19 protein-coding genes are annotated in these 21,951 nt (G+C 72.4%); 7 read left to right on the top strand and 12 right to left on the bottom strand.

Annotated features, from left to right (window positions below; genetic code table 11):
* Positions 1–184 precede the first annotated feature (184 nt).
* The 3 genes from ACIF8S_RS24210 to ACIF8S_RS24220 all read right to left on the bottom strand — a co-directional run bounded on the left by ACIF8S_RS24210 (position 185) and on the right by ACIF8S_RS24220 (position 2,809).
* The gene (locus ACIF8S_RS24210; protein ID WP_400001656.1) at positions 185–892 is read right to left on the bottom strand and encodes an AAA family ATPase; all 708 of its coding nucleotides are present in this window, start codon (positions 890–892) and stop codon (positions 185–187) included.
* A gap of 34 nt (positions 893–926) precedes the next feature.
* A complete protein-coding gene (locus tag ACIF8S_RS24215) occupies positions 927–1,748 on the bottom strand; it encodes an ABC transporter permease (protein WP_400001658.1) in 822 nt (273 codons plus the stop codon).
* A gap of 86 nt (positions 1,749–1,834) precedes the next feature.
* The gene (locus ACIF8S_RS24220; protein WP_400001880.1) at positions 1,835–2,809 is read right to left on the bottom strand and encodes an ABC transporter ATP-binding protein; all 975 of its coding nucleotides are present in this window, start codon (positions 2,807–2,809) and stop codon (positions 1,835–1,837) included.
* Between the two features lie 270 nt (positions 2,810–3,079).
* Between ACIF8S_RS24220 and ACIF8S_RS24225 the strand changes: the two genes are divergently transcribed.
* The gene (locus tag ACIF8S_RS24225) at positions 3,080–3,484 is read left to right on the top strand and encodes a VOC family protein (RefSeq protein WP_400001660.1); all 405 of its coding nucleotides are present in this window, start codon (positions 3,080–3,082) and stop codon (positions 3,482–3,484) included.
* 278 nt (positions 3,485–3,762) lie between these two features.
* Here ACIF8S_RS24225 and ACIF8S_RS24230 read toward each other — a convergent pair whose 3' ends face one another.
* Positions 3,763–4,980 carry an NYN domain-containing protein gene (locus ACIF8S_RS24230; protein ID WP_400001662.1) on the bottom strand — a complete coding sequence of 406 codons (1,218 nt, stop codon included), beginning with the start codon at positions 4,978–4,980 and terminating at the stop codon, positions 3,763–3,765.
* 220 nt (positions 4,981–5,200) lie between these two features.
* Between ACIF8S_RS24230 and ACIF8S_RS24235 the strand changes: the two genes are divergently transcribed.
* The gene (locus ACIF8S_RS24235) at positions 5,201–5,368 is read left to right on the top strand and encodes a hypothetical protein (protein WP_349793613.1); all 168 of its coding nucleotides are present in this window, start codon (positions 5,201–5,203) and stop codon (positions 5,366–5,368) included.
* A 92-nt stretch (positions 5,369–5,460) separates the two neighbouring features.
* Here the strand turns inward: ACIF8S_RS24235 and dnaE are convergent, their stop codons facing one another.
* Positions 5,461–9,000: a DNA polymerase III subunit alpha gene (gene dnaE, locus ACIF8S_RS24240; protein ID WP_400001664.1), complete on the bottom strand. Its 3,540-nt coding sequence runs from the start codon at positions 8,998–9,000 to the stop codon at positions 5,461–5,463.
* Between the two features lie 196 nt (positions 9,001–9,196).
* Here dnaE and ACIF8S_RS24245 point away from each other — a divergent pair, with 196 nt between their 5' ends.
* The 4 genes from ACIF8S_RS24245 to ACIF8S_RS24260 all read left to right on the top strand — a co-directional run bounded on the left by ACIF8S_RS24245 (position 9,197) and on the right by ACIF8S_RS24260 (position 13,991).
* Complete coding sequence (locus ACIF8S_RS24245; RefSeq protein WP_400001666.1) at positions 9,197–10,543, top strand: DUF2252 domain-containing protein; 1,347 nt, start codon at positions 9,197–9,199, stop codon at positions 10,541–10,543.
* A 67-nt stretch (positions 10,544–10,610) separates the two neighbouring features.
* Positions 10,611–11,309, top strand: coding sequence for a hypothetical protein (locus ACIF8S_RS24250; protein WP_349793608.1), 699 nt, complete (start codon positions 10,611–10,613; stop codon positions 11,307–11,309).
* Positions 11,310–11,403: 94 nt separating this feature from the next.
* A complete protein-coding gene (locus ACIF8S_RS24255) occupies positions 11,404–12,216 on the top strand; it encodes a DsbA family protein (RefSeq protein ID WP_400001668.1) in 813 nt (270 codons plus the stop codon).
* Positions 12,217–12,308: 92 nt separating this feature from the next.
* Positions 12,309–13,991 (top strand): alkaline phosphatase D family protein, encoded by a 1,683-nt coding sequence (locus ACIF8S_RS24260; RefSeq protein WP_400001669.1) that lies wholly within the window; start codon positions 12,309–12,311, stop codon positions 13,989–13,991.
* A 25-nt stretch (positions 13,992–14,016) separates the two neighbouring features.
* Here ACIF8S_RS24260 and ACIF8S_RS24265 read toward each other — a convergent pair whose 3' ends face one another.
* Positions 14,017–14,601 (bottom strand): dienelactone hydrolase family protein, encoded by a 585-nt coding sequence (locus tag ACIF8S_RS24265; protein ID WP_400001671.1) that lies wholly within the window; start codon positions 14,599–14,601, stop codon positions 14,017–14,019.
* A gap of 107 nt (positions 14,602–14,708) precedes the next feature.
* Here ACIF8S_RS24265 and ACIF8S_RS24270 point away from each other — a divergent pair, with 107 nt between their 5' ends.
* Entirely contained in the window at positions 14,709–15,881 is a 1,173-nt protein-coding gene (locus ACIF8S_RS24270) for a mechanosensitive ion channel family protein (RefSeq protein WP_400001673.1), read from the top strand.
* A gap of 7 nt (positions 15,882–15,888) precedes the next feature.
* Here ACIF8S_RS24270 and ACIF8S_RS24275 read toward each other — a convergent pair whose 3' ends face one another.
* From ACIF8S_RS24275 to ACIF8S_RS24300, 6 genes are all read right to left on the bottom strand, one after another.
* Entirely contained in the window at positions 15,889–16,632 is a 744-nt protein-coding gene (locus ACIF8S_RS24275) for an SDR family oxidoreductase (protein WP_349793600.1), read from the bottom strand.
* A 50-nt stretch (positions 16,633–16,682) separates the two neighbouring features.
* Positions 16,683–18,275, bottom strand: a complete 1,593-nt coding sequence (locus tag ACIF8S_RS24280; protein ID WP_400001675.1) for a Na+/H+ antiporter — start codon at positions 18,273–18,275, stop codon at positions 16,683–16,685.
* Positions 18,276–18,356: 81 nt separating this feature from the next.
* On the bottom strand, positions 18,357–18,824 hold the full coding sequence (locus tag ACIF8S_RS24285; protein WP_349793597.1) for a GNAT family N-acetyltransferase: 468 nt from the start codon (positions 18,822–18,824) through the stop codon (positions 18,357–18,359).
* Complete coding sequence (locus ACIF8S_RS24290; protein ID WP_349793596.1) at positions 18,821–19,765, bottom strand: RluA family pseudouridine synthase; 945 nt, start codon at positions 19,763–19,765, stop codon at positions 18,821–18,823. Before ACIF8S_RS24290 ends, ACIF8S_RS24285 begins: the two co-directional genes overlap by 4 nt.
* Before the next feature lie 81 nt (positions 19,766–19,846).
* Positions 19,847–20,488 carry a signal peptidase II gene (gene lspA / locus ACIF8S_RS24295; RefSeq protein WP_400001678.1) on the bottom strand — a complete coding sequence of 214 codons (642 nt, stop codon included), beginning with the start codon at positions 20,486–20,488 and terminating at the stop codon, positions 19,847–19,849.
* A 65-nt stretch (positions 20,489–20,553) separates the two neighbouring features.
* Positions 20,554–21,510: a TraR/DksA family transcriptional regulator gene (locus tag ACIF8S_RS24300; protein ID WP_400001881.1), complete on the bottom strand. Its 957-nt coding sequence runs from the start codon at positions 21,508–21,510 to the stop codon at positions 20,554–20,556.
* Positions 21,511–21,951 lie beyond the last annotated feature (441 nt).

A 21,951-nucleotide genomic window follows, 5' to 3' on the forward strand; every position in this document is an offset into this window, starting at 1 on the left:
GCCGCCGCCCGGACGCGGCCTGTTCCGGGGGTCGACGGGCCCCGGGGCGTTCGGTATGTACCGAGGTATGTCGAAGCGGACGCGCAAGCGCAGGTGGCGGATCAGGAAGCGCCGGGCGAACCACGGTCGCCGCCCGGCCTGACGGACGCGCCGGGCGGTACGCGGCTGCCCGGCACCCCGGGACTCACGCCCCGTGGGGTGCGTACGGCTGGTCCGCCTGCGGCCAGTCCTCCGGGTCGCGCGGCCCGAACAGCGCCGTCAGCCCCAGGTGCAGCACCAGCGCCGCGAAGGTCCACGCCAGCAGCGCGCCCTTGGCGTTCAGCTTCAGCGGCGCGTCGAAGGTGACGCCCTTCCCCACGCTCCTGGCGTGCGCGATGACGTCCTGCGTCGGGCCGAGCCACACCCCGAGCCGCCAGGCCAGCACCGAGCCCAGCAGCCCGCCGATCGCCAGGCCCACCACGAGCGGGACGCCGCCGCGCCGCCGCACCAGGAAGACCACCAGCGCGCTCAGCGCACCGCAGGCCAGGGCGAGCAGGGTGAACGTGCCGTCCACGCCGATGCTCTGCTCGCCCTCGGAGTCCTTGAGGTAGACCACCCAGGCGTTGCCGGACGCGTCGCCCACCAGCGGCACCCGCGGCGCCAGCCACCACCACAGCACGCCGAGCAGCACCCCGCCGAGCGCCACCGCGGCGGCCACCACGGCGGCCTCCCGTATCTCCTTCGCGAGTCCGGGGCCGCCCGGGTTCTGCCACCAGCCGTGCCGGGGGGAAGCGGCGGCACCGGGCTTCCCGTCGTACCGGTGCGCGCCGCCCGAGGGAGTGCCGGAGGGCGGCTGCCACGGGTCGTGCGCGGACGGGTCGTGCGGCGGCGGGGGTGTCAGGGGTGCACTCACCCTGCCATCGTGCCAGGCGTGACCGTGCCGCGCGTCACCGGACGGCGGCCCTGCGGTAGGCCCAGGTCGCCACGGCCAGCGAGATCACCCCGACCACTCCGCACACGGCGAGGTCACCGAGCACGTGCGCCCAGTCGGGGTGCGGCGCGAAGGTGCGCGCGAAGGCCTCGACGCCGTACGTGGAGGGCAGCAGGTCGCGGGCCAGGCGGACCGCCTCCGGCATCCGCTCGGGCGGCAGCACGCCCAGCAGCAGCGCCGCGGACATGCCGAGCTGGCCGAGCAGGGTGGCCAGTTCCGGGCGGGGCGCGAGCAGGCCGAGGGCGGCGCCGAGCCCGGCGAGGGCCGCTCCCGCCAGGGGGATCACCGCGACCAGGATCCACAGGTGGGCGAGCGGCAGCCCGAACAGCGCGCAGCCGAAGACAGCGGTCACCACGGTGCCGGGGACGGTGAACGAGGCGTAGGCGCCCGCCGCGCCCAGCACCACGGCCGCGGGCGGCACGGGCAGGGTCGCGTAGTGGTCGAGGCCGCCGCTGGCGCGCAGCTGGCCGAAGTACTGGGCGAGCAGGTTCAGCGCGACGAAGGCGACGACCAGGACCGACGACCCGGCCACCACGGCCCGCGCCTCGCCGCCGCCGTCGACCACCCCGCGCATCAGGACCATGATCCCGACCGACTGGAAGGTCGCCACGAACAGCAGCGGGATCCGCGCCACCCGGGCCCGGGACAGCTGGGCCCGGTACACGGCCGCCAGCGACGGCCACAGCCGCGCCCGGGGGCCGAGCGCGGCCGGTGCCGGCGCGGCCTCCTCCGCGGTCAGGGCGCCGGCCGGCAGGGCATCGGCGGGTACGACACTCACGTCGTGCTGCTCCCCTTCGCTCGGGATTCCGTCCGGAGCCGCTCCGGAGGTCGCCCCGTTCGGTACGGATGTCACGGCCCGTGCGCTCACGCCTTCACCAGCCCCTGTCGCACGGCGCCGCCCAGCGCCAGGTAGACGTCCTCCAGGCTGGGCGTGGCCAGCGTGAAGTCGTCGAGGGCCGCGAAGGCGGCGCCGCCGGTCACGGTGGCGACGACCGTGCGGGCCTCCTCCGGCGCCAGCCGCAGGGTCCAGCGGCGGCCGGACTCGGCCGCCCGGTCGCGCAGGGCGGCCACCTCGGGCACGTGCAGCGGCGCGGCCTCGCGCCACACCAGCTCCACCCGGACCTCCCCGGCGACCTGTTCCTTCAGCCCGGCCGGGGTGTCGCAGGCGATGACCCGGCCCCGGTCCAGCACGGCGACCCGGTCGAGCACGGTCTCGGCCTCGATGACGTTGTGGGTGACCAGCACGACGGTGGTGCCCCGCTGGGCGCGGCGCCGGTCGACGGCGGACCAGACCGCGCGCCGGGCCACCGGGTCCATGCCGGTCGTGGGCTCGTCGAGGACCATCAGCGGGCGCTCCCCCACCAGCGCGGCGGCGAAGCAGGCGAGCCTGCGCTGGCCGCCGGAGAGCTTGCGCAGGGGGCGGGAGGCGATCGCGGTGAGTCCCAGTTCGTCGAGGACGTCGTCGCGTTCGGCGCGGGCCCGCCGTACGTCGAGTCCGCGGAGCCGGCCGGTGGTCTCGGCGGCCAGGGACACGGTCAGCTCGTCCAGGGCGCTGGACTCCTGGCCGAGGTAGGCGAGGATGCGGGAGGCCCGCTCGGGGTGGCGGACGATGTCGTGACCGAGGATCTCGACGCTGCCGCTGTCGGGCCGCATCAGTCCGGTCATCTGGCGCACCAGGGTGGACTTTCCGGCGCCGTTCGGCCCGAGCAGGCCGAAGATCTCGCCGCGCGCGATGTCGAGCGCCACGTCGTCGGTGGCCCGGACCTCGGGCGTCGCGGGTACGCCGCGCCGTCCGCGCACCGCCGGATAGGTCTTGGTCAGCCCGCGCACCGCACACACGACGTCACCACCGTGCCGATGTCCCTGTGCCGCGCGCGTACTCACAAGGGACGAGCGTACGGGGTCGGCGCCGTCGTACCGCCTTCGGGTCACCCTTGCGTGCCGCCCTGGGCGGGGGGACGCACCGGACACCGGGGGAGGGATCGCCCTCCCCGGCGGGCGACGGGCGTCCGGAGGCACCGGCGGCGGCCCTGACGGCCGGGAATCAACCCGTCGCGGACCGTGTTCACCCCCGCGTACCGGAAGCGCCGAAGGAGACGGAGAGCCGCCATGACCGACATACCCGCCGTCCGTGAGCTGCGCCTGGTGGTGACGGCCGAGGACTACGACGCCGCGCTGCGGTTCTACCGGGACGTGCTGGGGCTGCCCGAGCGGGCCGCGTTCACGTCGGACGGCGGGAGGGTGACGATCCTGGAGGCGGGGCGGGCCACACTGGAGCTGACCGACCCGAACCATGCGGCGTTCATCGACGACGTCGAGGTGGGCCGGCGGGTCGCGGGGCACGTCCGGGTCGCCTTCCAGGTCGACGACTCGGCCGCGACGACGGAGAGGCTGGCTGCCGCCGGGGCGGAGGTGGTCGCGGAACCGACCCGCACGCCGTGGAACTCGCTGAACTCCCGGCTGGAGGCGCCGGGCGCGCTCCAGCTCACGCTGTTCACCGAACTCGACGACTAGAGCCCCGCGAGGGGCGCCCCCCTGACGTGCGTCCGCGGGCGCGTTGCAGCCACTCGCGCAGTTCCCCGCGCCCCTTGAGGGGCGCGGGGAACTGCGCGACCAACCCACCACGGCCCCGGCCCTACCCACCGGCGCCAGCCCACAAAGGGGCGCGGGGAACTGCGCGACCAGCCCCCAACGACCTCAGCCACACCCACCGGCCCCACCGATCCAGGGGCGCGGGGAACTGCGCACAGCGGGTGCCACGACCGCACCCGGCGGCAAAGCCGGCGCGCCCCTCACTCCCCCGCGGAAACCCGCTCCGTCCCGGTCCGCGTGTCCAGCTCACGCCAGAACCCCGCCCGGATGGCGTAGCGGTCCCGCTCGTCGATCTGGTCGTCCTTGTGGGCGAGCAGCCCGAAGCGGGCCGCGTAGCGCAGCAGCTCACCGTCGACGCGGTGCGGAATGCGCGGGTACATCGCGGACAGCTTCTGGATGTGGCTGTGGTCGCCGAGCCGCTCCACCCACCGCCGCGCGAAGACCTGCCCGACCTCGAACGGGTCGCCGCCGACGGTGGTGATGTCCTCCTCGCGGTCGGCCCACCGCTGCTCCGCCGTGGTCAGCTGGGCCAGCGTCGGCATGGAAGCGGCCTCCGGCGGCTCGGCGGCGGGCCGGTCCACCCACCCCTTGTCGGAGGACCAGCGCAGGGTCGCGGAGGCGGGCTGCTGCGGCTGCGGCGGCTGGTGCGCTCCGGGGTGGCGCAGCGCGGCCAGGTCCTTGGGGGTGGGGACGCCCTTGGCGACGGGCGTCCGCTCGCCGGTGCCGTTGTGCCCGGCGGCGGCCGGGTGGCGCGGTTCCGGGGCGGTGCGCTCGGTGGCCGGGGCCAGGGCGGACTCGGGCAGCGGGGCGGAGAGGATCGCGGCGATCTCGGGCCGGGGGGCGGGCTGCGGGGCGCACACACCGCCGATCTCCTTGGCGCGGACCGCCTGGGTGATCCACGCCCGGTCGAGCACCCGGCGCTCGTCGGCCTCGGCGACGAGGTCCTCGGACTGGTTGTAGTCGCCGTCGGCGGCCTGCACGGCCCACAGGTGCACGGCCACGCCGTGTTCCTTGGCGGCCATCATGCCCGGCAGCAGGTCGCCGTCGCCGGTGACCAGGACGATGTCGGAGCAGGCGCGGTTGCGGGCGAGTTCGGTGAGTTCGGCGTGCATCGCCGCGTCCACGCCCTTCTGCGCCCAGCGTCCGTCGCTGCGGGTCAGCGCGCCGAGCCGGACGGTGACCCGGGGCATCACGCGCAGCCGGCGGTGCTCGGGCTGCGGCACGCGGTCGGGGGCGCCGTCGAACCAGTAGATGCGCAGCAGCGGCTGGCGCGTGTCGTTCTCGGCGCGGTCACGCAGTCCCTGGATCAGGGCGGCGTGGTCCACGGTGATGCGGGACCGCGAGGGCTCCCCGGCGAGGAGACTGGCGGCGGCCCCCAGCAGATACCCGGCGTCCACCAGGACGATGCAGCGGTCCACGCGATCCACCCTCTTTCCGGGAGGTTTGGCTTCGGGCTTCCTTCGAGTCTGCCCGACCCCGCCGGTGTTAACGGCCCGAACTCGATCTTCGGCGTGGCGTTTCCACACTTCCTCCCCCGACCGCCCCACTACGGACGGTAATTGTCCGACATGCGCTTGTTATCGGCTTATGTGAATCTGAATTCGGCCCTGGCCCCTAGTCCCCACAGGAGGCAACACCATGGCCAAGAACAAGAACCGTGACCGTAAGCAGCCCCAGGCCGAGCGCACCCCGCGCGCCGCGCAGACGTCCACCCTGGAGACCCCGGACGAGCAGCGCACCACGCAGGTGGTGCCCGGCGAGGTCGGCCCCGGCAAGGGCCGGCAGAAGCGCTTCGGCCACAACTGACACTGGTGTGAAGGGCCGTTGCGGCCCGGCGGCACAGGAAGAGGGGCGCACCCGTCGCGGGTGCGCCCCTCCGGCGCGTCGGGGGCCGGTGCCTAACCGGCCAGGCAGGACGGTCCGAGCAGCACCTTCAGGTCGCCGAACAGGGCCGGATCGGGCTTGACCCGGTGCCGGTCGAGGCGCAGCACCGTCGTCTTCGTCGGGCCCTGCAGCTTGATGCGGACCTCGCTGTCGCCCCTGTGGTGGGTGAGGATCTCGCCGAGCCGGCTGACCATGGGCGGGGTGACGCGGGTGGCCGGGATGGTGAGCACCACGGGCGCGTTGGTGCCGGCGTTGGACAGGTCGGGAACCTGGAGTTCCATCGCGACCAGGCGCGGCACGTCCTCCCGCTTGTCGAGCCGGCCCTTGACGAACACCACGGCGTCCTCGACGAGTTGCGTCGAGACGAGCTGGTAGGTCGCCGGGAAGAACATGCACTCGATGGAGCCCGCGAGGTCCTCCACGGTGGCGATCGCCCAGGCGTTGCCCTGCTTGGTCATCTTGCGCTGGAGGCCGGAGATGATGCCGCCGATGGTGACCACCGCGCCGTCACCGAAGTCACCGCCGGTGAGCTGGGAGATGCCCGCGTCGGCCTTGTCGGACAGCACGTGCTCCAGACCGAACAGCGGGTGGTCGGAGACGTAGAGGCCGAGCATCTCGCGCTCCTGCGCGAGCAGGTAGGTCTTGTCCCACTCGTCGTCGGTGAACTGCACGTCGAGACCGAAGCCGGGCTCGTCGGTCTGCTCCTCGCCCATGCCGCCGAAGAGGTCGAACTGTCCCTCGGCCTCCTTGCGCTTGACCGCCACCACGTTGTCGATCATCGGCTCGTACTGGGCGGTGAGGCCCTTGCGGGTGTGGCCCATGGAGTCGAAGGCGCCGGCCTTGATCAGCGACTCGGTGGTGCGCTTGTTGCAGACGACCGCGTCGACCTTGTCGAGGTAGTCCGGGAAGGACGTGTACTTCCCCTTGGCCTTGCGGCACTTGATGATCGACTCCACGACGTTGGTGCCGACGTTGCGCACCGCGGAGAGGCCGAAGAGGATCACGTCGTCGCCCTGCGCGGCGAAGTTGGACTCGGACTCGTTGACGTTGGGCGGGAGCACCTTGATGCCCATGCGGCGGCACTCGTTGAGGTAGACCGCCGACTTGTCCTTGTCGTCCTTCACCGAGGTGAGCAGCGCCGCCATGTACTCGGCGGGGTGGTTGGCCTTGAGGTAGGCGGTCCAGTACGACACCAGGCCGTACGCGGCGGAGTGCGCCTTGTTGAAGGCGTAGCCGGCGAAGGGGACCAGCACGTCCCAGAGCGCCTGGATGGCCTCGTCGCTGTAGCCGTTCTTGCGGGCGCCGGCCTGGAAGATGGTGAAGTTCTTCGCCAGTTCCTCGGGCTTCTTCTTGCCCATCACGCGGCGGAGGATGTCGGCCTCGCCGAGCGAGTAGCCGGCGATGATCTGGGCTGCCTTCTGCACCTGCTCCTGATAGACGATCAGGCCGTGGGTGACGTCCAGGACCTCCCTGAGCGGCTCCTCCAGCTCGGGGTGGATGGGCGTGATGTCCTGCTGGCCGTTCTTGCGCAGGGCGTAGTTGGTGTGCGAGTTCATGCCCATCGGGCCCGGCCGGTACAGGGCCGACACGGCGGAGATGTCCTCGAAGTTGTCCGGCTTCATCAGCCGGAGCAGGGAGCGCATCGGACCGCCGTCGAACTGGAACACGCCGAGGGTGTCGCCGCGCTGGAGCAGGTCGAAGGTCGTGGGGTCGTCCAGGGGCAGCGACAGCAGGTCGATGTCGATGCCCTTGTTGGCCTTCACCATCTTGACGGCGTCGTCCATGATGGTCAGGTTGCGCAGGCCCAGGAAGTCCATCTTCAGCAGGCCGAGCGACTCGCAGCTCGGGTAGTCCCACTGCGTAATGGTCACGCCGTCGGTGTGCCGGACCCAGACCGGGACGTGGTCGGTGATGGTCTCGCTGGACATGATCACGCCGGCCGCGTGCACGCCCATCTGCCGCACCAGGCCCTCGACGCCCTTGGCGGTGTCGATGACCTTCTTCACGTCCGGCTCGTTCTCGTACATCCCGCGGACCTCGCCGGCCTCGGAGTACCGGGGGTGCGAGGGGTCGGTGATGCCGGACAGCGGGATGCCCTTGCCGAGGACGTCGGCGGGCATGGCCTTGGTGATGCGGTCGCCCATCGCGTACGGGTAGCCCAGCACGCGCGCGGAGTCCTTGATGGCGTTCTTCGCCTTGATGGTGCCGTAGGTGCCGATCATGGCGACCTTGTCGGCGCCGTACTTCTCCGTCACGTACCGGATCACCTCGACGCGCCTGCGCTCGTCGAAGTCGATGTCGACGTCGGGCATGGAGATGCGCTCGGGGTTGAGGAACCGCTCGAAGATCAGGCCGTGCGGGATCGGGTCGAGGTCGGTGATGCCGAGGGCGTAGGCGACGATCGAGCCGGCCGCGGAGCCTCGGCCGGGGCCGACGGCGATGCCCTGCTTCTTGGCCCACATGATGAAGTCGGCGACCACGAGGAAGTACCCGGGGAAGCCCATCGAGATGATGGTGTCCATCTCGTACTCGACCTGCTTCATGCGGTCGTCCGGGATGCCGCCCGGGAAGCGGCGGTTCATGCCGCGCAGGACTTCCTCGCGGAACCAGCTGACCTCGGTGTACCCCTCCGGGATGTCGAACTTCGGCATCAGGTCGCGCTTCTCGAACATGCCCGTGGTGTCGACCATCTCGGCGATCAGCCGCGTGTTGGCGCAGCCCTGCTGCCAGGCGTCCGAGGAGTCGATGGCGTACATCTCGTCCGTGGACTTCAGGTAGTAGCCGGTGCCGTCGAACTTGAAGCGGTCCGGGTCGGAGAGGTTCTTGCCGGTCTGGATGCACAGCAGCGCGTCGTGCGCCGTCGCCTCGTGCGCGTACGTGTAGTGCGAGTCGTTGGTGACCAGGGGCGGGATGCCGAGCTTCCTGCCGATCTCCAGCAGACCGTCGCGGACCCGGTGCTCGATCTCGATGCCGTGGTCCATCAGCTCCAGGAAGTACCGGTCCTTGCCGAAGATGTCCTGGTAGTCGGCGGCGGCCTTGAGGGCCTCGTCGAAGTGGCCGAGGCGCAGCCGCGTCTGCACCTCCCCGGAGGGGCAGCCGGTGGAGGCGACGATGCCCTCGGACCACTTCGCGATGGTCTCCTTGTCCATCCGGGGCCACTTCTGCAGCCAGCCCTCGGCGTACGCGTCGGAGGAGAGCCGGAAGAGGTTGTGCAGGCCGGTGCTGTTCACCGCCCACATCGTCTTGTGCGTGTAGCCGCCGGAGCCGGAGACGTCGTCGCGCTTCTGGTGCGGCTGGCCCCACTGGATCTTGCGCTTGTTGCGCCGGGACTCGGGGGCGACGTACGCCTCGATCCCGATGATCGGCGTCACCCCGGCCTTCTGCGCGGTGTGGAAGAAGTCGTACGCCCCGTGCAGGTTGCCGTGGTCGGACATGGCGATGTGGCTCATGCCCATCTCGTTGCAGGCGTTGAACATGTCCTTCAGCCGCGCGGCACCGTCCAGCAGCGAGTACTGGGTGTGGACGTGCAGGTGCGTGAACGGCGGCTTCGACACGGTGCGGCCTCCAGGTGCTGCGGGCGGCAGACGGACGGACGGGGGACAGCGTCGAAGTCTATGCCCCGGGACCGACACCCCGGGCCCGTCCCCACGTACCTTCGGGCGGGTCGCGGGCACTCCCGCGCGCCGCCGCACGTTAGGCAGGGGACGGATTGGCCGTCCCCCAGATTTCCGCACCAGGAGGCACCCAGCGATGTCGGTCCCGCAGCTCAACGACGAGCGTCGCGGCGAGGAGATCCTCGCTGTCCTCGACACCGCCTTCGGCCGGCTCCTGGCCGCCGACCCGGCCGCGTTCCGGGTGAAGTTCCGGAAGATGGCCGCGTCGGCGTTCGCGTTCTACCGCGGGACGGCGAGCCTCTTCTACCACGACCTGTCCGCCGAGGACGCGGGGCGCGGCGGCAGCGCGTACAGCGGCCCGTACCTGGACGAGCGCACCTCGCGCGTGTGGATCCACGGCGACCTGCACGCGGAGAACTTCGGCACGTACATGGACTCCAACGGCCGCCTCGTGTTCAACGTCAACGACTTCGACGAGGCGTACGTCGGCCCCTTCCTGTGGGACCTGAAGCGCTTCGCGGCCTCGATGGCGCTGATCGGCTACGCGAAGGCGCTCAGCGACGAGCAGATCACCGATCTGGTCTCGGTGTACGCGGCCGCCTACCGGGAGCGGATCCGCGCCCTGGCGACGGGCGCCAAGAGCGACGAGGTGCCGCCGTTCACCCTGGACACCGCGCAGGGTCCGCTGCTGGACGCGCTGCGTGACGCCCGTTCGCTGACGCGGTTCGGGCTGCTGGACTCGATGACCGAGATCCGCGACTTCGAGCGCCGCTTCGCCCCGGGCGGCGGGGCGATCGAGCTGGACGCGGCCACCCGCTACAAGGTGCTCGCGGCGTTCGACGGCTATCTGGAGACGCTGCCGGACTCCTCGCTGGCCCGCCCCGACTCCTACCGCGTGAAGGACGTCGTGGGCCGCCGGGGAATCGGCATCGGCTCGGCCGGGCTGCCGTCGTACAACATCCTTCTGGAGGGTCACAGCGACGCCCTGGAGAACGACGTGGTGATCTACATCAAGCAGGCGCAGACCCCCGCCGTCTCCCGGCACATCACCGACCCGGCGATCGGGGAGTACTTCCTGCACGAGGGCCACCGCACGGTGATCTCCCAGCGGGCCCTCCAGGCGCACGCCGACCCGTGGCTCGGCTGGACCGAGCTGGACGGCGCCGGCCAGCTGGTCGCGGAGGTCTCGCCGTACGCCGTGGACCTGGACTGGAGCGACCTCGACGACCCGGAGGAGATGGCGCTGGTCGTCGCCGACCTCGGCCGGGCGACGGCCGCGATGCACGCGGCGGCGGACGACACCTCCGGCGAGTCGCTGGTGCCGTTCTCCACCGAGCGGGCCATCGACGCGGCGATCGCGGCCGACGAGGACGGACTGGTCCCGCTCCTGGTCGACTTCGCCCACGACTACGGAGCCCGCGCCCGCGGCGACCACCAGATCTTCCTCGACCTGTTCCGCAACGGCCGGATCCCGGGGCTGTAACCTTCCGCACATTCACAGGCCCCCTTTAGGGACCCCTTACCGGAGCACGTGCCACACTCGTACCGCCATGGACATATCCGGACCCCAGCTCAGAGCCGTGCGCGCGGCGCTGTTCACGGCTGTCGTCGTGACGCTCAGCACCGCGTCGCACGTGCTGCTGTCCGGGGCTCCGCTGCCGCTGAACACGGTGGCCGCGATCGCCGCCGCCGTGTTCCTCCTGGCGTACGGGCTGGCGGGGCGGGAGCGTTCCTTCGGCCGGATCGCCGCCCTGCTGATCCCGCTGGAGCTGGCCGCCGACACGGTCTTCACCACCGGCCAGCACGTCTGCTACGGCCGCATGGGCGGTCCGGTCGCCGGTCCGCTGCGGTCCGTCGGGTTCGACGTGCTGTGCGGCGACGGCACCAGCGTGGGCGCGCCGCTCGCCCGGGTCACCGGCTCCGCCGCCGCGGGCGGCGACCGGGTGGCCGCGCTGCTCGCCGAGGCCGGCCCGGCGACCGCCTGGCTGCTGCTCGGCGCGCACATCGGGGTGGGCCTGTTCGCCGCCGCGTGGCTGCGCCGCGGGGAGCGGGCGCTGGCGCAGCTGCTGAGCGCGGTCGCCGCGACCACCTTCCGGCCGCTGCTGGTGGCCGTGGCGGCGGTGACCGTGCGCCGTGCCCCCCGGGTGCGCCGTCCGGGCCGCACGCCGCACCGTGCCGTCGCCGTCCGCACGCTGCTCCTCGCGCACTCCCTGGGACGGCGCGGGCCGCCGTGCTCCGCCCTCGCCTGAGGCGGACCCCGCCCCGGGCGCGCGGAGAAGCACCGGCAGTCCCCCGTACCCATTCCCGCACACCCGTGTGTGCGTCCCCCGTGGAGTCATCAGCATGAGCAAGCGGAACAGCCAGTCGGCCAAGATGGCGGCGCGTGAGCGTCTGCGCGAGGAGCGCGAGCGTCAGGCGAAGAAGGCGAAGATCAGGCGGCAGCTCGTCGTGGCCGCGTCGGTGGTCGGTGTGCTGGCCGCGGCCGGCGGCATCGGCTACGCGGTGGTCCAGGCGAACAAGCCGGACCACTGGGAGGCCGCGAAGGACGCGAAGCTCGTCAAGCCGGCCAACACCAGCGGCAAGGACGGCACCACCGTCGTCATCGGCAAGGCCGACGCGAAGAAGACCCTGGAGCTGTACGAGGACCCGCGCTGCCCGATCTGCGCCTCCTTCGAGCAGTCCGTCGGCAAGACGATCGAGAAGGACGTCGAGGACGGCAAGTACAAGGTGCAGTTCATAGGCGCCTCGTTCCTGGACCGCAACCTCACGGGCGAGGGTTCCAAGAACGCGCTGAGCGCCCTGGGCGCCGCGCTGGACGTCAGTCCCGAGGCGTTCCTGGCCTACAAGTCGGCGCTCTACTCGGCGGAGTTCCACCCCGAGGAGACGGACGACAAGTTCAAGGACGACGCGTACCTGATCAAGGTCGCCGACTCGGTGGACGCCCTGAAGAACAACAAGGAGTTCCAGGCGGCCGTGAAGGACGGCACCTACGACCGGTGGGCCCTTGAGATGTCCGACAAGTTTGACGGCAGTGACGTCCAGGGCACCCCGACGGTGAAGATGGACGGCAAGAAGCTCACCGGCTCCGACGGGGAGAACGCGCCCATGACGGTGGACGAGTTCACCGCGGCGGTCGACAAGGCCCTGAAGGGCTGACGCGCCGGCCGGCCGACGGCACGCCGAAGAGCGGGCGAACTTTTCCCGGGTTCGCCCGCTCTAGCGTGTACACGTCACTACCCTGTTCGGCTGTGACCAGTCGACAGGGAACAACCGGGGCCGCCGTCTCCGCCACCGCGGACACCGCCGCCCTCGCCCCGCGCCGCCGTACGGTGGTCAAGGCCGCCGCCGCCACCGCGGCGCTGGCCGGACCGCTCGCCGCCGCGCTGCCCGCCCGCGCCGCCCAGCGGGCCCCCGCCTTCCTGCACGGTGTCGCCTCCGGCGACCCGCTGCCGGACGGCGTGCTGCTGTGGACCCGGGTGACGCCCACCCCGGAGGCGACACCGGGCTCCGGCGCCGGTCCCGACACCGAGGTCGGCTGGACCGTCGCCCGGGACAGCGGGTTCACCGACGTCGTCGCGCGGGGCTCGACCCTCGCGACCGCCGCCTCCGACCACACCGTGAAGGCGGACATCCGCGGGCTGCGGCCCGCCACCGACTACTGGTTCCGCTTCTCGGCCGGCGGCACCGACTCCCCCGCGGCCCGCACCCGCACGGCGCCCGCCGCGGACACCGCCGTGGCCGGCCTGCGCCTCGGGGTGGTCTCCTGCGCCAACTGGGAGGCCGGCCACTTCGCGGCGTACCGCCACCTCGCGGCGCGCGGCGACCTCGACGCCTGGCTGCATCTCGGCGACTACATCTACGAGTACGGCACGGGTGAGTACGGCGCCCGCGGCGAGGTCGTCCGCCCGCACTCCCCCGCCCACGAGATCGTCACCCTCGCCGACTACCGGGCGCGGCACGCCCGCTACAAGACCGACCCGGACCTCCAGGCGCTGCACGCCACGGCACCGGTCGTCGCCATCTGGGACGACCACGAGTTCGCCAACGACACCTGGTCCGGCGGCGCCGGCAACCACACGGAGGGCGCGGAGGGCACCTGGGCCGCCCGCCAGGCCGCCGCCAAGCGGGCCTACTTCGAGTGGATGCCGGTGCGTCCCGCGGTCGAGGGCACCACCTACCGCCGGCTGCGCTTCGGCAAGCTGGCCGACCTCTCGCTCCTCGACCTGCGCTCCTTCCGCTCCCGGCAGGTGTCCCTGGGCGACGGCGACGTCGACGACCCCGACCGCACCCTCACCGGCCGCGCCCAGCTGGACTGGCTCAAGGCGGGGCTGTCGGCGTCCGACACCACCTGGCGGCTGGTCGGCACCTCGGTGATGATCTCGCCGTTCTCGGTGGGCTCCCTGCCCGCGAGCCTGCTCAAGCCGCTGGCGAAGCTGCTCGGCCTGCCGCGGGAAGGACTCGCCCTCAACACCGACCAGTGGGACGGCTACACCGACGACCGGCGCGAACTCCTCGCCCACCTGCGTACCCACGCCATCCGCAACACGGTCTTCCTCACCGGCGACATCCACATGGCGTGGGCGAACGACGTGCCGGTGAACGCGGGCACCTACCCGCTGTCGGCCTCCGCCGCCACGGAGTTCGTGGTCACCTCGGTCACCTCCGACAACCTCGACGACATCGTGAACGTCCCCGAGGGCACGGTCTCCGCGGTCGCCGCCCCGCTGATCCGGGCCGCCAACCGGCACGTCCACTGGGTCGACACCGACCGCCACGGCTACGGGGTGCTGGACCTCACCGCCGAGCGGGCGCAGATGGACTACTACGTGCTGTCCGACCGCACCGAGGCGGACTCCGGCGCGAGGTGGGCCCGCTCCTACCGCACCCGCAGCGGCACCCAGAAGGTGGAGCGGGCGGACGCCCCCGTCTGACGGCCCGAGGAATTCCCTCGGGAATTCAGTCCGCGTCCTGAGCCAGCGAGTCGAGGAAGCCGAGGGCCACCCGCCAGGTGGCCTCGGCCGCCTCCTCGTCGTGGTCGGGCAGGTCGGGGTCGGTGTAGAGGTGGCCGGCGCCCGCGTACCGGTAGACCTCCACGTCGGCCCCCGTCCGGCCCATCCGCAGGTACCAGGCGGTGAGCCAGTCGTCCGTCTCGAACGGGTCGGGCTCGGCGACGTGCAGCTGCACCGGCAGCCCGTCGGCCGTGGCGTTCTCCGCGATGTCGGAGGTGCCGTGCAGCAGCAGCAGACCGCGCGCCTTGTCGTCGCCCAGGGCCAGCGTCTGCGCCACCGAGGCGCCGAAGGAGAACCCGGCGTACACCAGGCCCCGCTCCGAGTACGGGGCGGCCGCCAGGACGGCCCGCTTCAGCAGCTCGTCCTTCCCGGTCTCCTCCTGGTACGCCATGCCCTCCTCGACCGTGTCGAAGGTGTGTCCCTCGAAGAGATCGGGCGTCCACACCTCGTGTCCGGCCGCGCGCAGCCGGTCCGCGGCCCGGCGCACCGCGGGACGCAGCCCGTAGGTCGAGTGAAAGAGCATGATGTTCATGCGGTCCATGGTGCCAGCAGGGTGTGACGAACCCCTCGGGCGGCACTACCCGGGAACGGACGGAAGTCACATGTTCATGCCCGTCCCGTCCGGTTAGGTTCGGTGGCATGGATGACGTGCTGCGCCCGCTGATCGTGGTGGGCGGTTCGGTGGTGCTGACGCTGCTGCTCGGCTGGGCCACCGACCTGCTGCTGCGCAAGGCCGACGAACGCCACCACGAGACACCGCTGTGGGGCCTGCTGCGCCGGGGCCGGATCCCCTACCAGCTGCTGCTCTGCGCCGCCCTGCTCAGAGGCTCCTACGACGAGACACGGCTGCTGACCTCCCACCAGGTCGGGGTGGGCCGGACCCTGACCCTGGTGCTGATCGGGTCGGCGGCCTGGCTGACGATCCGGATCGCCGTCGCGGTCGTGGAGACCTCGTACACCCGGTACGCCAGCAACCACCGGGAGCGCGACCCGGCCCGGGTGCGCCGGGTGCGCACCCAGGTGACGCTGATCCGCCGGGTGGTGTCGGCGGTGGTGGGCGTGGTCGCGGTGGCCTCGATGCTGCTGACGTTCCCCGCGATGCGGGCGGCCGGGGCCTCGCTGCTGGCCTCGGCCGGCATCCTCGGCATCGTCGCCGGTGTGGCCGCCCAGTCCACGCTGGGCAACATGTTCGCCGGGCTGCAGATCGCCTTCGGCGACATGGTGCGCATCGGCGACACGGTCGTGGTGGACGGCGAGTGGGGCACGGTGGAGGAGATCACGCTGACCTTCCTGACCGTGCGCACCTGGGACGAGCGCCGGATCACCATGCCGGTGTCGTACTTCACCTCCAAGCCGTTCGAGAACTGGTCGCGCGGGACGCCGCAGATGACCGGCACCGTGTTCTGGCACGTCGACCACAGCGCCCCGCTGGACGCCATGCGCGAGAGGCTGCGCGACATCCTGCGGGAGTGCCCGGCCTGGGACGGGCGTGCCTACAACCTGACCGTCACGGACAGCACCCCCAGCACCCTGGAGGTACGGGCGCTGGTGACGGCCAAGGACGCGGACGACATCTGGACGGTCCGGGTCGCGGTCCGCGAGCAGATGATGCGCTTCCTGGCCGACGAGCACCCCTACGCGCTGCCCCGGGTCAACACCGCCGACGCGGTGCTGCCCCCCGGTTCGGGCGGCCGCTCGCCCGAGGACCACGTGCCCGGCGACCGCGTGCCGGGTGACCGCGTGTCCGGCGACCGTGTGTCCGGCGGCATACCGGCGGCGCGTCGGATCCACACCCATCCCCGGCAGCGCTGAGCGGCGCTCAGAGGCCGCGCTCGGCGCCGCCGTTCACCTGGACCACCTGCGAGGTGATGTGTCCGGCGCCGGGCGAGGCGAGCCAGTGCAGGGTCGCCGCGACGTCACCGGGCCGTCCCACGCGCCGGTTCGACGTCTCGGCGACCAGCGCCGCCCGCCGCTCCTCGTCCAGGCCGTCGCCGCCGAAGAACGCCGTGTCCTCGACGTAGCCGGGCGCGACCACGTTCACCGTGATGCCGTGCGGCCCCAGCTCCCGGGCCAGGGCGTGCGCGTACGGGTGCAGCCCGGCCTTGGCCGCCGCGTACGACACCCGCCCGGAGCCGCGCCGGGCGGCGATGGAGCTGAGGAAGAGCACCCGCCCGCCGGGCACGGCGAGCCGGGTGCGCAGCGCCTCGGTGAGCAGCACGGCGGTCAGCACGTTGAGCCGGAAGTTGACCGTCCAGTCGCGGGCGACGGCGTCGAGCGGGTCGTCGGCGCCCACCGGCGGTTCGAGCAGCCCGTTGCCTCCGGCGGAGTGGATCAGGACGTCCACGGCTCCGAACTCGCGGCCCACGAACCCGGACACGCCCCGTACGGCCTCGGGGTCGGCCAGGTCGGCGGCGTAGGTCAGGGCGCCGGGCACCTCGGCCCGCTCCAGGACGTCACCGCGCCGCCCGAGCAGCAGGACCCGGTCGCCGTCGGCGGCGAACACCTGCGCGGTGGCGAGCCCGATCCCGGTGCCGCCGCCGCTGATCACAACATTGCGCGTCATGCCCCGACCCTACGGAGCGAAGGCCCGGGACGGCGGCAACCCGGCGGCGCTCAGCGCAGACTGCGCACGTCCAGATGGCGCAGCACCCGGTCCACCACCTCGGGATCGGCGCCCGGCTCGCTGCGGGCGCTGAGCACCTCGTGCCGGGCGGCGCTCAGCATCTCGTGCTCGATACGCCGGACCTTCTTCAGCCGCTTGGCCCGCTGCCGGGTCGCCTCGCGCCGTTCGTCGTCCGCCATGTCCGGGCTGATCCGCACCCCCAGGTCGAACGCCCGGCGCAGCAGCTGCTCGGACAGCTCCTCCGGCAGGTCCTCGGCGGCCTCGATCTCCCGCAGCCTGCGCTTGGCGGCCTTCGCCACCCGGACGGCGAGCTCACGCTCCAGCTCCATCTCGCGGCCGGTGTCCCCGCGCACCCCGAGCTTGCCCACCAGCCACGGCAGGGTGAGCCCCTGCACCAGCAAGGTCCCCAGCACCACGCCGAACGCGATGAAGATGATCTCCGCACGGGCGGGGAAGTCGGCGCCGGAGTCGGTCTCCAGCGGGATGGCGAGGGCCAGGGCGACGGACGCCACCCCGCGCATCCCGGACCACCACATCACCACGCTCTCGCGCCAGCTCAGCGGGATGTCCTCGCCGACGTCCCGTTCGGTGTGCATCCGCTTGGTCAGCCAGGTCGCCGGCAGCAGCCAGGCCAGCCGGACCAGGACGACGACCCCGACGACCGCACCCGACCAGCCGAGCAGCTCGGCCCAGTGGCCGGACGCGGTCTGCACCGCGTTGTGCAGTTCCAGGCCGACCAGCCCGAACGCCACCCCGGTGACGAGGGTGTCCACGATGTCCCAGAAGGTGTGTCCGGCGAGCCGGGCCATGACGTCGTCGGCGTCGGTGGCGTACTCCACGAGGAACAGGGCGGTGACGAGCACCCCGAGGACGCCCGAGCCGTGCAGCTCCTCGGCGAGGACGTACGCGGCGAACGGCACCAGCAGGGTCAGGGCGACCTGCAGGGTCGGGTCGCCGAGCAGGTCCATCGCCTTGTTGGTGGCCCAGCCGAGCACCAGCCCGACGGCGACCGCCACCACCGCCGACAGCACCAGGTCCAGACCGGCCGACCAGGGCGAGAAGGTTCCGCTCACGGCGGCGGCCACGGCCACGTGGTAGAGCACGATGGCCGTGACGTCGTTGAACAGCCCCTCGCCCTCCAGGATCGACACCAGGCGGCGCGGCAGCCCCAGCTTGCCCGCGACGGCGGTCGCCGCCACCGGGTCGGGCGGGGCGACGAGCGCGCCGAGGGCGACGGCGGCGGCCAGCGGCAGCCCCGGCACGATCGCGTGGGCGACAGCGGCGACGCAGAAGGTGGTGACGAAGACCAGCGCCACGGCCAGCAGCAGGATCGGCCGGACGTTCGCCGCGAACTGCCGCCAGGAGGTGCGGCGCACGGCGGCGTAGAGCAGGGGCGGCAGCAGCAGTGGCAGGATCAGTTCGGGCGGGACGTCGACGTTCGGCACGAAGTTCAGCAGCGCCAGCACGATCCCGAACACCGTCATCAGCACCGGCGCCGGCAGTTTCAGCCGCTCGCCCACGGGGACGCTCACCACAGCCCCGAGCAACAGGGCGAACAGCAGGGCCAGCTGGTCCACGGTCACCGCTCCCGGGAGGTCGACGGTCGGTCGGGTGATCTCCAGCCTGCCATGCCCGGAACCACCGGCGCGGTCACCGGCGCCCGGCTACAGCGCGCGCCGCATGGCCCGGTGCGGCATGCCGGCGTCCGGGAACTCGGGCCCGTAGGCCTCGTAGCCGAGACGCTCGTAGAAGCCGAGGGCGTGGGTCTGGGCGTGCAGGTCGACGGCGGTGAGCCCGTGGTCCCGGGCCGCCCGCTCGACGGCCCGCACGAGTGCCGCGCCGACCCCGAGCCCGCGCGCCCGCCGGAGGACCGCGAGCCGGCCGAGGGATCCGACCGACGGGTCGCCGCCCGTCTTCGCCGCGGCGGCGGCGCCGTGCAGCAGACGTCCGGTGCCGAGCGGGGTGCCGTCGTCCGCGACGGCGAGCACGTGCACGGCGTCCGCGTCATGGGCGTCGTACTCGATGTCCTCGGGCACGCCCTGTTCGGCGACGAAGACCTCCTTGCGGACCGCGAAGCAGGCCTCGCGGTCGGCCGGGTCCTCCGCCACCCGGACCGTGACGGCGGGGCTCATGCGTAGGTCTCCTCGCGGACCTGGTCGAGCGCCTGCCGCAGGTCGTCGGGGTAGTCGCAGGAGAACTCGGCCCACTGGCCGTCGCCGGGGTGCTCGAAGCCGAGGCGCACCGCGTGCAGCCACTGGCGGGTGAGGCGGAGCCGCTTGGCGAGCGTGGGGTCGGCGCCGTAGGTCAAGTCGCCGACGCAGGGGTGCCGGTGGGCGGCCATGTGCACGCGGATCTGGTGGGTGCGGCCGGTCTCCAGCTTGACGTCGAGCAGGGACGCGGCGCGGAAGGCCTCGATCAGGTCGTAGTGCGTGACCGACGGCTTGCCCTCGGCGGTGACCGCCCACTTGTAGTCGTGCTGCGGGTGGCGGCCGATCGGCGCGTCGATGGTCCCGCTGGTCGGGTCGGGGTGGCCCTGGACCAGGGTGTGGTAGCGCTTGTCGACCGTGCGCTCCTTGAACTGGCGCTTCAGGGACGTGTAGGCGTACTCGGACTTGGCGACGACCATCAGGCCCGAGGTGCCCACGTCGAGGCGGTGCACGATGCCCTGACGCTCGGCGGCGCCGGAGGTCGAGATGCGGTACCCGGCGGCGGCCAGCCCGCCGATCACGGTCGGGCCGGTCCAGCCCGGGGAGGGGTGGGCGGCGACCCCGACGGGCTTGACGATCACGACCACGTCGTCGTCGTCGTGGACGATCTCCATGCCCTCGACCGGCTCGGCGACGACCTGCACAGGGGCCGGCGCCTGCGGCATCTCCACCTCGAGCCAGGCACCGCCGCTGACCCGCTCGGACTTGCCGACCACCGACCCGTCGACCATGACCTTCCCCGCGGCGGCGAGCTCGGCGGCCTTGGTGCGGGAGAAGCCGAACATGCGGGAGATGGCGGCGTCGACGCGCTCGCCCTCCAGGCCGTCGGGCACGGGCAGGGTGCGGATCTCGGGAATCGTGCTCACCCGTCGAGTATGCCGGACGGCTCCGGTACTCCCGTACGGGAGGGAGCACCGGGGCCCGGTACCGGCGCCTGGTACCGGGGCTCAGTCCTTGTGGACGGTGCCGTCCGGGTCGAGGCCCCGGAAGGACAGCAGCACGATGAGGATGCCGCCGCACACGATCGCCGAGTCGGCCAGGTTGAACACCGCGAAGTGCTTGGGTGCGATGAAGTCGACGACCGCGCCCTTGAAGACGCCCGGCGAGCGGAAGATCCGGTCGGTGAGGTTGCCGAGGGCGCCGCCCAGCAGCAGACCGAGCGCGATCGCCCAGGGCAGGCTGTAGAGCTTGCGGGCGAGGCGGATGATCACCACGATCACGGCGGCGGCGATCACCGTGAAGATCACGGTGAAGGCCTCGCCGAAGCCGAAGGCCGCGCCCGCGTTGCGGATCGCCTCGAAGCGCAGCCAGTCCCCGATGATCTCGACCGGCTCGTGGTGCTCCAGTTCGGCCACCACGATCATCTTGCTGACCAGGTCGAGGAGGTAGGCGACGACGGCGACGGCGAACAGCACGGCGATCCGCCGCTTGCCGCGGGGCCGCCCGGTCTCCGCCGCCGTCCCGTCGGTACCGGCCGGCTCCTGCCCGCCGCGGTCCGGACGGACCCGGTCCTGCTCGTCCCGGTCCTGCCCGTCCCGGTCCGCGTCCGGGGTGTCCGGCGTACCGATGATGCGCTCCGCCTCTGCCACGTGAGTCCCTCAGCCTAGGTCCTTGACTGAGGACGAGGGTACGGCACGACCTGCGCGGCCGCCCTTCAGTACCGGCGCTCCTGCTTCTGCTTGCACTCGACGCACAGGGTGGCCCTCGGGAAGGCCTGCATCCGGGCCTTGCCGATGGGTTTGCCGCAGTTCTCGCACAGGCCGTAGGTGCCCGCGTCGAGACGCTGGAGCGCCCGCTCGAACTGGCTGAGCATCTCGCGCGCGTTCGCGGCGAGGGCGAGTTCGTGCTCGCGCGTGATGTTCTTGGTGCCGGTGTCGGCGTCGTCGTCGCCCGCGCCGTCGCCGGAGTCCCGCATCAGACCGGCCAGCGACCGCTCGGAGGAGCTGATCTCCTCGCGCAGCCGCAGCACCTCCGACATCAGCTCGGCCCGCGCCTCCTCGACCTCCGCCTCGGTCCACGGGTCCTCACCGGGACGGACCGCGAGCTCGCCCGGCTCCACCGCCACGTGCCGGGCCTTGGGCACGGCGGTCGCCGCCGCTGTGGCCGCCGGGCCAGGAGTCTTCTTCGCACCCACCGTCGTCACTCCCGTCTGCGCCGCGGCCTCTGCCGCGTCCGCGTCATCGGCCGTGCTGTGCCCGGCCACATCCTGGGTGGACCCACTGGTCCTGGCAGCGCCGTTCCCCTCGCGGTCGCCCCCTCGGGCGTCCGCGTCCCCGCCGGCGGTCCCCGCGATTGCCTCCTCGTGCTCCGGGTCCTTCCCGGCGGCCTTCTTCGCCGTGGCCCGTCCCGTCTTCCCGGCGGCCGTCGTGCTCTTCCCCGCCGTCCCCGCCTTCCCCGCCGTTCCTGCCTTCTTCGACGCCGCCGCCTTCGCCCCCGTGCCCTTCCCGGCCGCGGCCTTCGTCCTGGCGGCCCCGGCGTCCGTCGCCTTCGCCGTGGCCTTCTTCGTCCCCGCGCCGCTCGCGGCCGCCGCCCCGCCGCCCCCGGCCGCGTCGGACACCGCACTCCTCCGGCCCCCGGCATGCGTCTCGGCACCCGTCGCCTTCTTCGCCATCATGGCCGCGGCCCCTTCACATATTGTGATCTTGCGCGCAAATCGTGCTGGGACGATAAATCGACTCGGGGCCCGCGGCAACGGGGCGCACCGCCCGATCGCCACACTCCGCGGACGCCGCGCGGCGACCTGCATGCGTTGTGCCCAGCTACCCGCCGGGTATGCCGCCCGCACGGACGTCCCGGTATCCGAACAGACGTATCGCACCATTCGAGGCATGTCCTCCCGTACTACCGTCCCGGGAAACGTGGTCGGCTCTGCGCGCCGCGCCGTACACTGGGCGGAGCGAAAAGCGTGGATGGGGACGAGTAGCGGCGTACGCAGCCCAGAGCGACCCGGGGACGGTGTGAGCCCGGGGGCGAGCGCGACGTGAATATCACCCCGGAGCCGCCGGAGGAAAGCCGCGGTCGCGGCGAGTAGAACCGGCATCGCGACCCCAAT

It is taken from the genome of Streptomyces sp. NPDC085937 (genome assembly GCF_044540535.1).
GTDB lineage: Bacteria > Actinomycetota > Actinomycetes > Streptomycetales > Streptomycetaceae > Streptomyces.

Bases quoted from the DNA above. Each gene is read 5' to 3' on its own strand.
- ACIF8S_RS24265 (WP_400001671.1), bottom strand. From the start codon at position 14,601: ATGAACATCATGCTCTTTCACTCGACCTACGGGCTGCGTCCCGCGGTG.
- ACIF8S_RS24255 (WP_400001668.1), top strand. From the start codon at position 11,404: ATGAGCAAGCGGAACAGCCAGTCGGCCAAGATGGCGGCGCGTGAGCGT.
- ACIF8S_RS24270 (WP_400001673.1), top strand. From the start codon at position 14,709: ATGGATGACGTGCTGCGCCCGCTGATCGTGGTGGGCGGTTCGGTGGTG.
- ACIF8S_RS24285 (WP_349793597.1), bottom strand. From the start codon at position 18,824: ATGAGCCCCGCCGTCACGGTCCGGGTGGCGGAGGACCCGGCCGACCGC.
- ACIF8S_RS24225 (WP_400001660.1), top strand. From the start codon at position 3,080: ATGACCGACATACCCGCCGTCCGTGAGCTGCGCCTGGTGGTGACGGCC.
- ACIF8S_RS24245 (WP_400001666.1), top strand. From the start codon at position 9,197: ATGTCGGTCCCGCAGCTCAACGACGAGCGTCGCGGCGAGGAGATCCTC.
- ACIF8S_RS24300 (WP_400001881.1), bottom strand. From the start codon at position 21,510: ATGGCGAAGAAGGCGACGGGTGCCGAGACGCATGCCGGGGGCCGGAGG.
- ACIF8S_RS24235 (WP_349793613.1), top strand. From the start codon at position 5,201: ATGGCCAAGAACAAGAACCGTGACCGTAAGCAGCCCCAGGCCGAGCGC.
- ACIF8S_RS24275 (WP_349793600.1), bottom strand. From the start codon at position 16,632: ATGACGCGCAATGTTGTGATCAGCGGCGGCGGCACCGGGATCGGGCTC.
- ACIF8S_RS24250 (WP_349793608.1), top strand. From the start codon at position 10,611: ATGGACATATCCGGACCCCAGCTCAGAGCCGTGCGCGCGGCGCTGTTC.